This window comes from Mesorhizobium sp. M1329 (assembly GCF_040318035.1).
Lineage (GTDB): Bacteria > Pseudomonadota > Alphaproteobacteria > Rhizobiales > Rhizobiaceae > Mesorhizobium.
In genome coordinates this window covers 1-15636 of sequence record NZ_JAMYLN010000033.1, presented here as the reverse complement: position 1 = coordinate 15636, position 15636 = coordinate 1, and the positions used below count along the sequence as shown (strand labels likewise).

Sequence of the window (15636 nt, the reverse complement as noted above, 5' to 3'; positions counted from 1 at the left end):
GGCGATTTTGTCGGAATGGAAGCATACGGGGCGATATGCCATCACCTTTGATCCGACGCGGAATATGGGCGATCGGCGCGGCCGTCATCGTCATCGCGCTGGTCGTCGCAGCCTTGCCGTTGATCGCCTCGACCCGCATCGTACGCGACCGTATCGCGTGGGAAATGAGCGCCTGGAGCGGTTTTCGGGTAACCATCGACGGCGCGCCGCGCATCGAGGTCTGGCCGAATTTCCGGGCGATCCTGAGCGACGTGACGCTGTCGCAATGGACGGAGACGGATGCGCCGCCCGTGGTCGAGGCCGAACGAGTCGAGGTCGACCTCTCGGCCATGGCGGCGCTGCGTGGCGATGTCGTGTTTTCGACGGCGCGGCTGGTGCGACCGACGATCCGGGTTCAGCGTACCGCGAGCGGGTTTTTCCTGCCTGCGATTCCCAGCGGCGGGCGCATTACGCGTTCGATCGATGCTGCCCGCGCGGTGATCAACACAAATCCCGCCAAGCCGGATCTCGGCAAGCTGCCGACAGATCCGTTCGGCACAGTCGAGTTCAGGGACGGCCGCGTGGTGACTGCCATCGGCGGCAAGGACCAGGAGATATTGAGCAGCCTGAGCGGCCAGGCGAACTGGGCCGCGATGAACAGCAATGCGACGCTGTCGGCGACCGGGATATGGCGCGGCGAAAGCGTTGCCATCGACGCCGCATCGCCGAACCCGCTCGTGCTGTTTGGCGGCGGCACGGCACCGGCCACATTTTCCTTCAAGGCGGCACCGGCCAGTTTTTCGTTCGACGGCCGCGCCAGCATGTCGGAGAACGGCTATTTCGACGGCCAGGCAAAATTCGCCGCACCTTCGCTCCGACGCGTGCTCGAATGGTCGCAGGCCGGCATCGCGCCCGGTGCCGCAATCGGCTCGATCTCGGTTTCAAGCAAGATCACGGCGACAGCCGGGCGGGTCAAATTCGAAAACACGGCCCTGACCCTCGACAACAACCCGGGAATGGGTGCGCTGGACTTCACCTATGGTGAGGCACTGCCGGTGATCTCCGGCACACTTGCCTTCGATACGCTCGACCTCAGATCGTTTCTCTCCGCCTTTACGCCGGTGCCATCCGCCGGCGGCACCGGTCCGGGCGAGATCGACACAAGCTTCGCCGACCGGATCAATCTCGATCTCAGGCTGTCGGCGGCGCATGCCACGGCCGGCGCCATCCAGCTTGCCGACGTCGCTGCCACCGCCCAGGTCAAAAATGGCCTTGCCGTCTTCGACATCTCGGATGCATCCGCCTTTGGCGGCAACGTCCAGAGCAGCGTCCGTTTCGACCGCAAGCCCGCCGGCACGGAAGTCGAGATCCGGCTGCTTGCTTCCGATATCGACGGCGGCGCTTTCGGCACCGCGGCCGGAATGACGCGGCTGGTACCGATCGGCACTGGAACCGTTTCGGTCATCCTCAAGGGGCCTGGCAGAACCTGGGATTCGATTTTCGAAAACGCCAATGGCTCGCTGTCCGCGACGTTCGGCGCGGGTGCGCTGAGCCGGCTTAACCTGCCGGCGTTCCTCAAGCACACCGAACAGGGCGGATTCTTCGCGCTGGACGACGTCTCGGACGGAACGCTGCCGATCGACGGGGCCGAGCTCAAGGCGAGCATTTCGAACGGCGTGGCGCGCATCGACAAGGCCGAGGTGAATTCCGCGCAATACAAGATCTGGCTTTCCGGCATCGCATCCTATGCCGGACGCGGGCTGGCACTGTCCGGCGGCATTGCCCAGCCGAGCCAGGCTGCCACGCAGACGAACGGCCAGGCGCCCAAGCAGTCGTCGTTCTTCGTCGGCGGCACGTGGAGCACGCCGTTCATCTCGCCGATAAGCCGCGGCGTCTCGGGAGAGTAGCGAGCCTTCAACCTCGCTGCGCGGCCCGCTCGTCGCGCTGGCGCTGCACCTCGCGGCGTTTGTTTGCGAGTGAAGCGATGATCACGCCAACTGCGACGACCGCGATCAAGATGGTGCAGGCCGCATTGATTTCCGGCGTCACGCCAAGGCGAACCTGGCTGTAGATCTTCATCGGCAGCGTCGTGGCGCCAGGCCCCGAGGTGAAGCTGGCAATAACCAAATCGTCGAGCGACAGCGTGAAAGCCAGCATCCAGCCGGAGACGATAGCCGGCATGATTACCGGCAGCGTGATCTGGAAGAAGGTCTTCACCGGTGGCGCGCCGAGGTCCATTGCGGCCTCTTCCAGCGAACGGTCGAAAGTGATCAGGCGCGACTGAACCACCACCGCGACGAAGCACATGGTTAGCGTGGTGTGGGCAAGCGTCACCGTGAGAAAGCCGCGGTCGAGGCCGACGGCGACGAAGAGCAGCAGCAGCGACAGGCCGGTGATGACTTCCGGCATGACCAGCGGCGCAAACACCATGCCGGAAAACAGCAGCCGGCCGCGAAAGCGCGTGTAGCGTGTCAAGGTGAGCGCCGCCAGCGTGCCGAGCACAGTTGCCACCGTCGCCGAGATGACGCCGACGCGGGCCGTCACCCAGGTCGCGTCCATCAGACCCCGGTTGTGGAACAGCGACACGTACCATTTCGTCGAGAAGCCGCCCCAGACGGTGACCAGCTTCGACTCGTTGAAAGAGAACACGACGAGCAGGACGATCGGCAGGTAAAGAAAGGCAAAGCCGAGCACGATCGATGTGATGTTGAAGCGGCTCCAGGTCGCGTTCATTGGTCCTGCTCCTGGGCACGCGCCTGGGCTCGCTGGAAGAGCATGATCGGCACGATCAGCAGCAGCAGCAAGATGACGGCGACGGCGGACGACACCGGCCAGTCGCGGTTGGCGAAGAACTCGTTCCACAGCGTCCTGCCGATCATCAGCGTCTGCGAGCCGCCGAGCAGGTCGGGAATGACGAACTCGCCAACGGCGGGAATGAACACCAGAAGGCAGCCGGCGACGACGCCGGGCAGCGACAGCGGAAAGGTGATCTTCCAGAAGGCGCTGGTCGGCGGGCAGCCGAGATCCTTGGCCGCTTCGATCAGTGAATAGTCCATCTTCTCCAAGGACGAATAGAGCGGCAGCACCATGAACGGCAGATAGGAGTAAACGATGCCGATGAAGATCGCCGTATAGGTGTTGAGGATGATCAGCGGCTGGCTGATGATGCCGGTTGCGAGCAGCAGCTGGTTGAGCAGGCCCTCGGGCTTGAGGATGCCAATCCAGGCGTAGACACGGATCAGGAACGAGGTCCAGAACGGCAGGATCACCAGCATCAGCAAGGTCGGGCGGATCGTCGCCGGAGCGCGTGCCATGCCATAGGCGATGGGATAGCCGATCAGCAATGTCAGGACGGTCGAGATGGCGGCGACGATGACGCTCGTCACATAGGCATTGAAATACAGCGCGTCCTGCGTCAGCCAGGTATAGTTGTCGAAATTGAGTGCGCCGAATTCCGAAATAAACCCGGAAATGCCGCTGCGGAAATCAAGCACCGGCGTGTAGGGCGGCATGGCGATCGCCGTCTGCGACAGCGAAATCTTGAAGACGATGATGAAAGGGACGAGAAAGAAGAACAGCAGCCAGAGATAGGGGACGATGATGACGAGCCGGCTAACGAAGGCTGCTCCCAGCCTGACCAAGGCGGATTTGCCGGCAGCGCTTGCCGGAAAGCTTGTTGCGGCGGTGACAGCGGACATGATCAGTCCCTACCGTGTCAGGACGACGCCGGCGTCGGGGCGGAAAGAAACCCAGGCGCGGTCGTTCCAGGTCAGCGGGTCCTCGGTGAGGCGTGCCGCATTCATGGTGCTCGCCCGCACGACCTGACCGTCATCCAGCCTGACGTGATAGACGGTCATGTCGCCGAGATAGGCTATGTCGTAGACCTCGCCCTCGATGGCGTTGACGGCACCGGCCGGTTTCGTGGAGGACACCTTGATCTTCTCCGGCCTGATGGCGAAGGTGACGGATGTTCCGGCGGCCGCACTGCCGGCATTTTCGGTGCGGATGGTGATGCCGTTGCCGGCATCGATGCTCGCACTGCCGGCCTCGCCAGCCGCGATCTTGCCGTCGAACATATTCACATTGCCGACGAAGCCGGCGACGAAGCGGGAACCCGGCGCCTCGTAGACCTCGGCCGGCGTCGCCACCTGCATCACCTCGCCCTTGTCGATGATAGCGATGCGGTCAGCCATCGTCATCGCCTCTTCCTGATCATGAGTGACGACGACGAAGGTGAGGCCGAGGTTCTGCTGCAGGTCCATCAGCTCGAACTGGGTTTCCTCGCGCAACTTCTTGTCCAGCGCACCAAGCGGCTCGTCGAGCAGCAGGACTTTCGGCCGCTTGGCGGCGGAGCGGGCGAGCGCGACGCGCTGGCGCTGGCCACCCGACAATTGGTGCGGTTTGCGCTTGGCGAACTGCTCGAGCTTGACCAGCTTCAGCATCTCGGCGACGCGCTTGTCGATGTCGGCCTTGGCCATGCCTTCCTGCTTGAGGCCGAAGGCGATGTTGTTCTCGACCGTCATATGCGGAAACAAGGCGTAGGACTGGAACATCATGTTGACCGGCCGCCGGTAAGGCGGAATGCCGCGCAGATCCTGGCCATCGAGCAAGATGCGGCCGGCGGTCGGCTCCTCGAAGCCGGCGAGCATCCTGAGCAGCGTCGATTTCCCGCAGCCTGAGGCCCCGAGCAAGGCAAAGAATTCGCGTTCGAAAATGGTCAGCGACAGATTGTTGACCGCTGTGAACTCACCGAATTTCTTGGTGACGTTGTCGAACTGGATGTATGGCTTGGCGTTCGGATCGTTCCATGGCGCGAAATCCCTGCGGATGCTGCCAAGCGATTTCATGTCCCACTCCGTCCTGCTGCTTGCCCCATGAGAAAGCGCCCCGGCAGCCAGCTGCCGGGGCATGGTCAGATTGTTATTGGCCGGTGACGATCTTGGTCCAGGTGCGGGTGATGATGCGCTGGGTCTTGGGATCGTAGGGCGAGACGGTGTAGAGTTTCTGCAAGGTGGCGGCGTCCGGATAGATCGCCGGATCTTCCAGGATCGCCTTGTCGATGAACTGCTGCGAAGCCTTGTTGCCGTTCGCGTAAAGCACATAGTTCGACGATTTGGCGATCACTTCGGGCTTCATCATGTAGTTCAGGAACTCATGCGCTTCGGCGACATGCGGCGCATCGGCCGGGATCGCCATCTGGTCAAACCACATCTGGGCACCTTCCTTCGGCACGGAATAGCCGATCTCGACGCCCTGCTTGGCTTCGTCGGCGCGGTTGCGGGCCTGGAAGACGTCACCCGACCAGCCGACAGCCAGGCAGATGTCGCCATTGGCCAGGGCGTTGATGTATTCGGAAGAGTGGAACTTGCGGATATAGGGCCGGACCTTCAGCAAGGTTTCTTCGGCCTTGGCAATCTCATCGGGCGACGTGCTGTTTGGATCGAGGCCTAGATATTTCAGTGCCGCCGGTATGATGTCGGCCGGCGAATCCAGCACATAGACGCCGCAGTCTTTCAATTTGGCCAGGCTTTCGGGATTGAAGAACACGTCCCAGCTGTCGATCTTGTCGGTGCCGAGTGCTGCCTGCACCTTCTTGATGTTGTAGCCGATGCCAACCGTACCCCACATGTAGTTGATCGAATATTCGTTGCCGGGATCATATTTGGCGGTCCGTTCCATGACCGTGTCCCACATATTTGAAATGTTCGGCAGTTTCGACTTGTCGAGCTTCTGGAACACGCCCGCCTGGATCTGGCGTGCAAGGAAATTGCCGCTGGGCACGACGACATCGTAGCCGCTGCCGCCGGCGAGCAGTTTCGTTTCCAGGATCTCGTTGGAATCGAAAGTGTCGTAGACGACCTTGATGCCGGTTTCCTTGGTGAAGTCGTCGATGATCGAACTGTCGATATAATCCGACCAGTTGAAGACGTTGACGACGCGATCCTCGGCATGTGCGCCCAAGGTAAAAGCTGCCAAAAACGCCGAAGTCGCCGAAAGCCAGAGCGCTTTGCGGATCATGCTATTCTCCTTTGATGAGTGTTCCGTCGCCAGCTCGTCGCGGCGTTCGCGCGGCTGGGCATTTGCTTAAGGGTATTGGGCTTGCAGGCAGGCGACAAGCGGGAATTGCCGGCGCCATTATAGTCCGTCGACGAGCCGACAGTGAAAACTTGGCGTGGCGTTGGTGGTGTTCCGGCGCCGTCGGAAGCTTTCGCTACGGCGCGGGCAGGAAGACGACGATGTTGTCCGGCCTCGATGCGGCCGGCATGGAGACTTGGCAAGATAAGCCTGTCTTGTTGTTGCCGTGATCGCAGCCTGCCCGCGCGGCTGCGACATTGTCAATGGTTCATCTCGCTTTGACGCGTGCGCTGCATCAATTAGGCGACGGCACACCGGTGACGCCCGCTCGCGCGGGCCGCGTCTGACGCTTGAACTCGAGCCCGATGTGGACGAGCAGCGCGGTGACGACGACCGCACCGCCGACGATGGTGCGCGCCGACGGCACCTCGGAATGGATGAGCCAGACCCAGATCGGGCCAAGGATCGGTTCGAACGTGCCGAGTAGCGCCGCGACGGCGGCCGGCACAAGCCGGGCTCCGGTGGCGAAGAAGGCGAGGCCGAGTCCCAGATTGATCACGCCAAAGGCAAAGAGGAAGCCCATATCGTGGCTGGAAACGCCCAGCGTCGACGCCTGCGATGCCGCAAAGGCGGCCGCCAGCATCGTGCCGAGGCAGGTCGCCGGGGTCATGCGCACATGGGCAAAGCGGCGCGTGATGACGGTGGCGATCGAGAACATGACAGCGATAAGGAGTGCCAGCCCGTCGCCGATCGGCGACACCGCGCCATCGAGCGATTCCGACACCATGATGGCGACGCCGGCAATGACGGCAGCAATCGCCACCCAGGTCGCCACGGCCACCCGTTCGCGAAACAGCGCCCAGGCAAACAGCGCTGCCAGAAGCGGCACGCCGGCCTGCATCAGGAGGATGTTGGCGACGGTGGTATAAGCAAGCGCCACGACGAAAGAGGTCGAGGCCGTGGCGAAGCAGAACGCCACCGCAAGACCGGCCAGGCCCATGCCGCGAAACAGCTTCAGCGTGCCACGCCAGCCGTCGCGCCAGACCATGAAGCAGAGCAGGAAGGCGGCGGCCCAGACCGAGCGCCAGAACACCACCGTCCAGCTGTCGCCGGCATCGATGAAACGGGCGATGGTACCGCCGAGGCTCCACATCAGCGCCGACAGGAACACCAGCAGGAAACCGATACGCTCCTCATTTCGCGGAGGCGAAACGGCGATCTGCGGTGATGATATGTCGGTCATGACTACGACTGTCGGCGATTTCGGGGCAGCACGATGCACAGCGGACGACAGAAACGTGCCTTAATCGCGTAACGCAAAGGCGGGGATCGGGGGTGATCCAGCATCGTGTTCCGTTTGGGGCACCCAGCAATCAGCAGGCCTGAGAGTTGAGCCGATGAAATCGATCTAGGAGGTTGTCTTGTTGCCGCGAATGAAGCGCCAGAGACCTGCCAAGGGAATCAGCAGGATAAGACCGAATTTTTTCAGCGCGATGAGCGCTACCACCAGAAATCCTGCCTTTGCCGCCAGTTTGCCGGCAATGAGGCCACCGATGCCAATCGCCGCAACCGTATCGACGCCCGGTCTGAAGTCCAAATATGTCTTGCCGGGCTTGAAGACAGCAAGATCAAGCACTTCATCGAGACTCTGCTTGATTTCCGGCAACTGGTCCACAGTTGCGATGTAGCTCATCACGAAAACGCCCTCCCTGCCGAGAAAGCGAACGTCGTAGTTAAGCGTGTGGACTGCATCGTTTCCGAACTGCAGTTCCTTGGCCCAGTGCAGGCGCTTGTTGACTGCGTCGTACACGGGCGGTGATGCCCAGCCGATCAGAGTGATGGGCGAATAGCCGTCCTTTACCCTTTGATCGTTGCCCGACAAGGTATCCGCCCGCATGTTGCGCAGCAGTTCATTGTAGTCGATGGATCCCGCCTCGCTGTCGTCGACGTAACCTATCTTCTCCCATCTCAGCTCTATTCCCCAATTGTTCTCGGCAATGGGGTCATTGCTGACTGGAAAGATCATGCCGAGCGATTCGGAAGCGGCGTCGGGTGGATTGCCCCAGGCTTCCGTCAGGACGGAGGCAGTATCTTTCTTGTTCAGAAAATAGAATTTGTCCTTGAGGTCCAGGTGCACGCCTTCGGCTAGGTCTATCGCGCCAGTCTTCGGATCGATCTTGTCCAGGAACGCTTTGCCGGCGTCATTATACTTTTGATAGGATTTGAAGAAGTCCGCGGACTTTTCCGCAAATGCGGGGCAGATCGAAAAGGCAAGCACCAAGCCAAGCCAAAAAAAAAACGTCCTGCCCATCCCTGATCCCCCGATCGTCGCCCAATTCGTCTTTTGATATCTCACGGCCGATGCTGAATCAATACTTCGACGATCAATGTCCCAAGGGACAGCTTGTTATTTTCCTGCCGTGAAACCGCGTATGATCTTCTCTGGCCAGCAATCTGCCACGGCCGTCACTGGAAATCGAAAGCCGACAGCCCAGTCACCATCTCGTCGAGGCCGAGCGGACGTGTCACGGGTGGCTCGGCGCGGGCGAGGCAGCCGATGCGTTCGCACAGCCGACAGGCAGGGCCTATCGGCGCCGCCGGCGCGGCGGCGCTCTGTCCGGTCTTGCCGATGGCGGCTGGCCCCGGCAATGCCGCTCCATAGACGACCTCGTCGCGAAAGCCGATGTCGCAGCCGAGCAGCAGCGCCGTGCGCCGCGGTCGCTCGGCAAACGAGCCCTGCGGCCCCTCGAGCGTGCGGGCCATGCAGAGAAACGCTGCGCCGTCGGGCATTTCCACTGCATCGACCAGGATCTGGCCGGGCTGGGCGAAGGCGGCATGGACCGGCAGCTTCGGACAGCCGCCGCCGAAGCGGCTTTGCGGAAAGCCGTGGCTGCCCGCCTTGCGGAACCGATTGCCGGCACTGTCGACCTCGAGCATGAAGAACGGCACGCCCGACGCACCCGGCCGCTGCAGCGTGGTCAGCCGGTTCGCCGCCTGCTCGAAGGAGACGCCGAAACGCGACCGCAACATGTCGATGTCATAGCGGGCACGGACCGCGGCGGCGTGAAAAGGCTGATAGGGCATCATCAGAGCGTGCGCGGCATAGCGACCGAGCTCGAAACGCGCCAGCCGGCGGGCTTCGTCCGTGGCCAGCTTCAGCGCCTGGATCTCGGCGGCGACAGCGACGCTCATGCGGATCAGGCAGGCCTCCATAGCCACCTCACGCAGCTGATCGAATGGCGACAGGCGCTCGGACAGAAACAGGCGCTGCGAGTGACGGTCATAGCGACGGCGCCAGTTGGGCATGGTGGCGACCGGCAGTACCTTGACGACGATGCCGAATTCACGCCGCAGCCAGGCCTTCAACGCACTGAACAGATCGTCGCCTGGATCGAGCACCGACGTGAATGCCTCGGCTTCTTCTTCGAGCGCAGCAAAATGGTTCGGCCGGCGTTCGAAAATCTCATGCACCTCGTCGATCGGCAGCCTGGCACCCGAGAGGGCGGTGGCCTTGCCCTCACGCGCGAGCAGCTCGTTGATATCCGACAATCGCTCGGCCTGCTCGCGATAGGCGCGAAACAGCTTTATGACAGCGGCGGAAGCGTTCGGCGCCGCCTCGGCAAGCTCGATGAGTTCCTGGTCGCCCGGCAGTTCGCCGGCGAGCAACGGATCTGAAAACACTTCCTTCAAGTCGGCAACCGACCCCCTCGCCTCGCCCTGCAATTCATGCGGGTCGACCTTGTAGACGGATGCCAGCCTCAGGATCAGTTGCACCGTCAGCGGCCGCTGGTTGCGCTCGATGAGATTGAGATAGGACGGCGAGATGCCGAGCCCTTCGGCCATCGCCGTCTGGGTCAGCCCTTTGGCGTTGCGGATGCGACGAATGCGCGGCCCGGCAAAGATTTTGTGGTCGGCCAATCGACTGCCCTTGACAGAAATTTACATCCGCCAATGGCATGGCGGTCTTTACAATCATGACAGATTTACAACTCTCATCAGTCAAACACAACACAGGTTTTCTCTTATTTTTTGGCTAATCTGGAGGTTTAGCTCGCTCGCGTCGAGCCGGCATGTAAATGATGTCACACATATGGCGCACATATTTTCCCCCGCGGCGCCTTCCGAAACCGGCATCAAAACCGCCTGGAGTGACCAATGACCGACTTTTACAACCTTGTCCCGTCGGCGCCGCAAGGCCGCTTTGATGGCATCGAAAGGCCCTATTCGCCGGACGACGTGAAGCGGCTGCGCGGCTCGGTGCAGATCCGGCAGAGCCTCGCCGAAATGGGCGCAAACCGGCTGTGGCAGCTCATCCACGAGGAGGATTTCGTCAACGCGCTGGGTGCAATGTCGGGCAACCAGGCGATGCAGCAGGTGCGGGCCGGGCTGAAGGCGATCTATCTGTCGGGATGGCAGGTCGCCGCCGATGCCAACACCGCTTCCGCGATGTACCCGGACCAGTCGCTCTATCCCGCCAATGCGGCGCCCGAACTGGTCAAGCGCATCAACCGCACCCTGCAGCGCGCCGACCAGATCGAGACTTCGGAAGGGAAGGGGCTGTCGGTCGACACCTGGTTCGCGCCTGTTGTCGCCGACGCGGAAGCCGGCTTCGGCGGGCCGCTCAACGCTTTCGAGATCATGAAGGCGTTCATCGAGGCGGGTGCGGCCGGCGTCCATTACGAGGACCAGCTGGCTTCGGAGAAGAAATGCGGCCATCTCGGCGGCAAGGTGCTGATCCCGACCGCCGCACACATCCGCAACCTCAACGCGGCGCGCCTTGCCGCCGACGTCATGGGTACGCCGACGCTGGTCGTGGCGCGCACCGACGCGGAAGCGGCAAAGCTCCTGACCTCCGACATCGACGAACGCGACCGGCCCTTCGTCGATTATGGCGCCGGCCGCACTGCGGAGGGCTTCTACCATGTCAGCAACGGCATCGAGCCCTGCATTGCCCGCGCCGTCGCCTACGCGCCCTATGCGGACCTGATCTGGTGCGAGACCTCCAAGCCCGATCTGGGGCAGGCCAGGACGTTTGCCGAGGGTGTGCGCAAGCATCATCCAGGCAAGCTGCTTGCCTATAATTGCTCGCCGTCTTTCAACTGGAAGAAGAATCTCGACGACGCGACGATTGCGAAGTTCCAGAAGGAACTCGGCGCGATGGGCTACAAGTTCCAGTTCATTACGCTGGCCGGTTTCCACCAGCTCAACTTCGGCATGTTCGAGCTCGCCCGCGGCTACAAGGAGCGGCAGATGGCCGCCTATTCGGAACTGCAGGAGGCGGAATTCGCCGCGGAAGCCAATGGCTACACCGCCACCAAGCATCAACGCGAGGTCGGCACCGGCTATTTCGACGCCGTCTCGATGGCGATCACCGGTGGCCAGTCTTCGACCACGGCCATGCATGGATCGACCGAGCACGCCCAATTCAGGCCGGCGGCGGAATAGCGGAATAGCAGACAAACAGAGGGAACGCCCAAACGGGCATGGCAACACAACAGACAGGGCAACACAGGGAGAAGACCAATGGCGTCGATAAGCCGCGTCAAGGAACGGGCCGAAGAGCAGGCCACCAGCATGAATGTCGACCAGCAGGCGACCATCCGAATGCTGGCAAACGATCTGCACAGGCTCAATCAGTCGGTGATGAAGGCGGTCGAGGCCGGCGTCTCGGTCGAGCTGGTGCGCTCGGCACGGCACCATGGCGGCGACGGCAACTGGGGCGATCTGCTGATCCCGGTCATCGTCACGCAACGGAACCACGACTGATGAATTCTACCGCACCGCGCCTATTTTGAGCGCATGTCATCGCACCTCGCACGCCGCGGCTCTGCCTAGTCCGGCAGAGCCGCTAATGCAACGATTTCAATGACAAGATCAGGCTGCGCAAGCGCTGCAACGCCAATAACTTCCGATGGCGGCGGGTTGTTGTAGCTGCAATGCTTCGGGCAGTGTTCGGCAAAGAATTCGTCCAAGACGTCCAGGCGAAAATTGGGCGAACTCAGCACGCCGCCATCGGGAAATGGCCCCTTAACAAAGAAGGTCAGCCTGATGAGATGCTCGAGCGCGCTGCCAAGCTCTTCCAGATCTGACTTGATGTTGGTGAGAATTGCGCGCCACTGTGCCGCTGCATCGCCAATGGCGGCGCCGCCGCTTTTGCCGATCGGATCGTAGTCCTCGGCGGTCGCGGTGTTTCCGGAAAGGTAGACGAATCCCTTTGCGCCGGTAACGACCGTACCCTTTCCCCATGGCATCAACCGGCCGTTTTTGAATTTCCTGTGAGTCACGAGTTCCATTGTCATCTCCCGTCGATAAAAGAGACGTGCCTAGCCAACGAGGAAGGGTAGTCCGGCGAGGCGATACGACAAGCTCGCGACAGACCTGCCTCGCCTTCGTTCAACCTTACGTCAAACCGGCTACAGCTGCGAGTTGACGTGTCGCGCTGCAAAGCCAAGCTTCGCTGAAGCCTGCCCGGTTGTGGTGGCAACTTCTCCTTCGGGCGGCGGTAAAGAAAAGCACTTAATTTTAATTTTATTGTTTCTTGCGATATTCTCCTGATATGCCATTTGAGCTTGACATGAGCAGTGATCTCACGCCAATTACCTCTCGAGTTTCAACCCTGCATTGAAACATTGAACAACGGCCTGCCCCGCCATGTGCCCAGCGAATCGCGATATCGAGACTGCAAAACAGCTGCCTTTCGTTAGCCGGGACATGGAGACGCGGATGCTCCCGGATTTCTCGCGGGTGCTGGTGGTCGGAAAATCACCGATCAACCGCGTCGTGGTTTCAAAGATCGTGGAGCGGTCCGGCCTCAAACCGATCTCGGAAACTCCCGAAACCGCGGCAAAGGCCTTGCGCGCGCTGATTCCCGGGGCTGTCGTTCTCGACGGCGGAGCGGAGAACGGGGACTGCGACGCCTTGCTGTCGGGTATCGATGCACTGCGAAGAGCGTCAGGCAGATCGCTTCCGTCGGTGATCCTGCTTTCGGTCAAGACCGGCACTCCGGAGAGCCTGGGCCTGTCCAGCGTCATCGATGCAGTGGTCGTCAAGCCGATCACCACCGAACGGCTGCAGCCGGTGATCGACCGGCTGATCGCAATTAGCCGCAATTGACGCCTACCGCGATGCCTCGGCTGAAGACCTGATCAATCAATCTCGCCGATATGCTCGATCAATCCCGGCAGTTCGCCGAGATTGGCTATCTGGCGAAAGCGTGGCGCCGAGACCGGCGGCTCAACATGTTCCAGCACCCAGGTCAGCTCGTGCGGAACGTGGATGCCCCAACTGCCGGCTTCGATGGCCGGCACGACGTCCGATTTGAGCGAGTTGCCGACCATCATGCCCTTTTCCGGGCCGTCGCCGTGGCGGCTGAAGATGCGGCTATAGGTGGCCGCGCTCTTGTCGCTGACGATCTCGACGGCATCAAACAGCTCGCCCAGGCCGGATTGCGCCAGCTTGCGTTCCTGGTCGAACAGGTCGCCCTTGGTGATCAGCACCAGGCGGTAGGCGCCGGCCAGCTTTTCCACGGTTTCGCGCGCATGCGGAAGCGGCTCGATCGGATGGCTGAGCATCTCGCGGCCCGCGGCGAGAATTTCGGCAACGGTTGAGGCCGGCACCTGGCCCTCCGTGACCTCGATCGCCGTCTCGATCATCGACAGCGTGAATCCCTTGATGCCGAAGCCGTAGACCGCGAGGTTGCGCTTCTCGGCCTCCAGCAATCTTGCCGAGATCCGGTCCGCCTCGGCGTGGTCGGCGAGCAGTGCGGCAAAGCGCTTCTCGGTCACGCGGAAGAACTGTTCGTTCTGCCACAGTGTGTCATCGGCGTCGAAGCCGATCGTCGTCAGTTTGCGGCTGTGTTGCATGCGGCCCATTAATTGCAGCGTTGCGGGAGGCCGACCCTAGACCAGGAGGCTTTTATCCGGAAGTCGTTGTGTTCCCCCGGTTATCGAGGCGCACGCCAGCTGGCTCCCCTTCCCTTTCGTCGTCGGCAACGGCTATACTCCACAATCTGCAACAAATCTGGTGATTGATGCCGCCTGCAAAAAAGGAAGTCCGTCCGTCGAGCCGCGGAGGACGCGCCCGCACGCCTGCCTTCGTGAAAAACCAACGTGGCGTCAAGAACTGGAAGGAAGTCAGCGCCTGGCTGGAATGGCGCGGCATCGAAGACATCGAATGCATCACACCCGACCAGGCCGGGGTTGCGCGCGGCAAGATGATGCCATCGAAGAAGTTCACCTCCAACACCTCGCTGGCGCTGCCTTCGGCGGTGTTCATGACGACGATCTCGGGCGGTTATCCGGAGGACGGCAATGGCTTCCACTATCCGGAGGACGATGGCGACCTCAAGCTGATGCCCGACCTCTCGACGCTGACCGTGGTGCCGTGGGAGGAGGACCCGACGGCGGCAGTGATCTGCGACCTCGTCCACCAGGACGGGCGCTCGGTCGAGTTCACGCCCCGCAATGTGCTGAAGCGCGTGCTTGCCGCCTATGACAAGCGTGGGCTGAGACCGGTCGTGGCGCCCGAGATCGAGTTCTACCTGGTGCGCAAGAACCCCGATCCGGACTATCCGCTGACCCCGCCAGTAGGTCGATCGGGACGGCCGATCGGCGGCGGCGCCGGCTATTCGATCGCCGGGGTCAACGAATTCGACGAACTGATCGACGACATCTACCATTTCTCCGAAAGCCAGGGCCTGGAGATCGACACGCTGATCCACGAGGAGGGCGCCGGCCAGCTCGAAATCAATCTGCGTCACGGCGATCCGATCGAACTCGCCGACCAGGTGTTCATGTTCAAGCGCACCATCCGCGAAGCGGCGCTCAAGCACGAAATCTACGCCACGTTCATGGCCAAGCCGATCCAGGGGCAGCCCGGTTCGGCCATGCATATCCATCAGTCGATCATCGACAAGAAGACCGGCAAGAACGTCTTTTCGGCGGAGGACGGCTCGGAGACCGAGGCCTTCTTCCATTTCATCGGTGGCATGCAGAAACATGTGCCGAACGCGCTGGTGATGTTTGCGCCCTACGTCAATTCCTACCGGCGGCTGACGCAGTCGGCCTCGGCGCCGGTCAACAACAAATGGGGCTACGACAACCGCACCACGGCCTTCCGCGTGCCCCGCTCCGACCCGGCAGCGCGGCGCGTCGAAAACCGCATCCCCTCCTCGGACGCCAATCCCTATCTGGCGATGGCGGCATCGCTCGCCTGCGGGCTGATCGGCATGACCAACAAGATCAAGGCCGAGCCGCCTGTTCTGACCACCGCCAACGAGGACCAGATCGACCTGCCGCGCAGCCTGCTCGAAGCCGTCGACCTGTTCGAGGCAGACGAGGAACTCTGCGCGCTGCTCGGCAAGTCATTTGCCGCCACCTATGCGGCGATCAAGCGAGCGGAATTCGAGACCTTCATGGAAGTGATCAGCCCGTGGGAGAGGGAGTATTTGCTGCTGAATGTGTAGTAGGGGAGTAGGGGAGTAGGGGAGTAGGGGAGTAGGGGAGAAAGGATGATTTCCAGTGAGAGAGTAGTAGTATTAACGTGTTAAAGTATGGACATAGAGACGTGTTCACCTGTGGTAGT

14 protein-coding genes are annotated in these 15636 nt (G+C 61.6%); 5 read left to right on the top strand and 9 right to left on the bottom strand.

Translation table 11 applies throughout. From position 1 onward, the window contains the following. Positions 1–35 precede the first annotated feature (35 nt). Positions 36–1886 (top strand): AsmA family protein, encoded by a 1851-nt coding sequence (locus NKH21_RS26400; RefSeq protein WP_352664023.1) that lies wholly within the window; start codon positions 36–38, stop codon positions 1884–1886. A gap of 7 nt (positions 1887–1893) precedes the next feature. Here NKH21_RS26400 and NKH21_RS26395 read toward each other — a convergent pair whose 3' ends face one another. The 7 genes from NKH21_RS26395 to NKH21_RS26365 all read right to left on the bottom strand — a co-directional run bounded on the left by NKH21_RS26395 (position 1894) and on the right by NKH21_RS26365 (position 9972). After that, positions 1894–2712, bottom strand: coding sequence for an ABC transporter permease (locus NKH21_RS26395; protein WP_352464986.1), 819 nt, complete (start codon positions 2710–2712; stop codon positions 1894–1896). Next, the gene (locus tag NKH21_RS26390; protein WP_352664025.1) at positions 2709–3677 is read right to left on the bottom strand and encodes an ABC transporter permease subunit; all 969 of its coding nucleotides are present in this window, start codon (positions 3675–3677) and stop codon (positions 2709–2711) included. Before NKH21_RS26390 ends, NKH21_RS26395 begins: the two co-directional genes overlap by 4 nt. A gap of 9 nt (positions 3678–3686) precedes the next feature. Next, complete coding sequence (locus tag NKH21_RS26385; protein ID WP_352664027.1) at positions 3687–4826, bottom strand: ABC transporter ATP-binding protein; 1140 nt, start codon at positions 4824–4826, stop codon at positions 3687–3689. A 73-nt stretch (positions 4827–4899) separates the two neighbouring features. After that, complete coding sequence (locus NKH21_RS26380; RefSeq protein ID WP_352664029.1) at positions 4900–5997, bottom strand: polyamine ABC transporter substrate-binding protein; 1098 nt, start codon at positions 5995–5997, stop codon at positions 4900–4902. Positions 5998–6349: 352 nt separating this feature from the next. Then, positions 6350–7297, bottom strand: a complete 948-nt coding sequence (locus NKH21_RS26375) for a DMT family transporter (RefSeq protein WP_352664031.1) — start codon at positions 7295–7297, stop codon at positions 6350–6352. Between the two features lie 165 nt (positions 7298–7462). After that, a complete protein-coding gene (locus NKH21_RS26370) occupies positions 7463–8365 on the bottom strand; it encodes a DUF2167 domain-containing protein (protein WP_352664033.1) in 903 nt (300 codons plus the stop codon). A gap of 155 nt (positions 8366–8520) precedes the next feature. Then, positions 8521–9972 carry a helix-turn-helix domain-containing protein gene (locus tag NKH21_RS26365; RefSeq protein WP_352868510.1) on the bottom strand — a complete coding sequence of 484 codons (1452 nt, stop codon included), beginning with the start codon at positions 9970–9972 and terminating at the stop codon, positions 8521–8523. 237 nt (positions 9973–10209) lie between these two features. On the opposite strand from NKH21_RS26365, the gene aceA reads away from it, so the two are divergent. Together aceA and NKH21_RS26355 are read left to right on the top strand one after the other, a co-directional pair. Beyond that, positions 10210–11499 carry an isocitrate lyase gene (gene aceA / locus NKH21_RS26360; protein WP_352664037.1) on the top strand — a complete coding sequence of 430 codons (1290 nt, stop codon included), beginning with the start codon at positions 10210–10212 and terminating at the stop codon, positions 11497–11499. 78 nt (positions 11500–11577) lie between these two features. Next, positions 11578–11820: an SMc00767 family acetate metabolism repressor gene (locus NKH21_RS26355; protein ID WP_352664039.1), complete on the top strand. Its 243-nt coding sequence runs from the start codon at positions 11578–11580 to the stop codon at positions 11818–11820. A gap of 65 nt (positions 11821–11885) precedes the next feature. Here the strand turns inward: NKH21_RS26355 and NKH21_RS26350 are convergent, their stop codons facing one another. Next, complete coding sequence (locus tag NKH21_RS26350; RefSeq protein ID WP_352664041.1) at positions 11886–12347, bottom strand: RidA family protein; 462 nt, start codon at positions 12345–12347, stop codon at positions 11886–11888. Between the two features lie 430 nt (positions 12348–12777). On the opposite strand from NKH21_RS26350, the gene NKH21_RS26345 reads away from it, so the two are divergent. Next, positions 12778–13167: an ANTAR domain-containing protein gene (locus NKH21_RS26345; RefSeq protein WP_352664043.1), complete on the top strand. Its 390-nt coding sequence runs from the start codon at positions 12778–12780 to the stop codon at positions 13165–13167. A gap of 32 nt (positions 13168–13199) precedes the next feature. Here the strand turns inward: NKH21_RS26345 and NKH21_RS26340 are convergent, their stop codons facing one another. After that, on the bottom strand, positions 13200–13916 hold the full coding sequence (locus NKH21_RS26340) for an HAD family hydrolase (RefSeq protein ID WP_352664351.1): 717 nt from the start codon (positions 13914–13916) through the stop codon (positions 13200–13202). Between the two features lie 167 nt (positions 13917–14083). Between NKH21_RS26340 and NKH21_RS26335 the strand changes: the two genes are divergently transcribed. Further along, complete coding sequence (locus NKH21_RS26335; protein ID WP_352664045.1) at positions 14084–15517, top strand: glutamine synthetase family protein; 1434 nt, start codon at positions 14084–14086, stop codon at positions 15515–15517. Positions 15518–15636 lie beyond the last annotated feature (119 nt).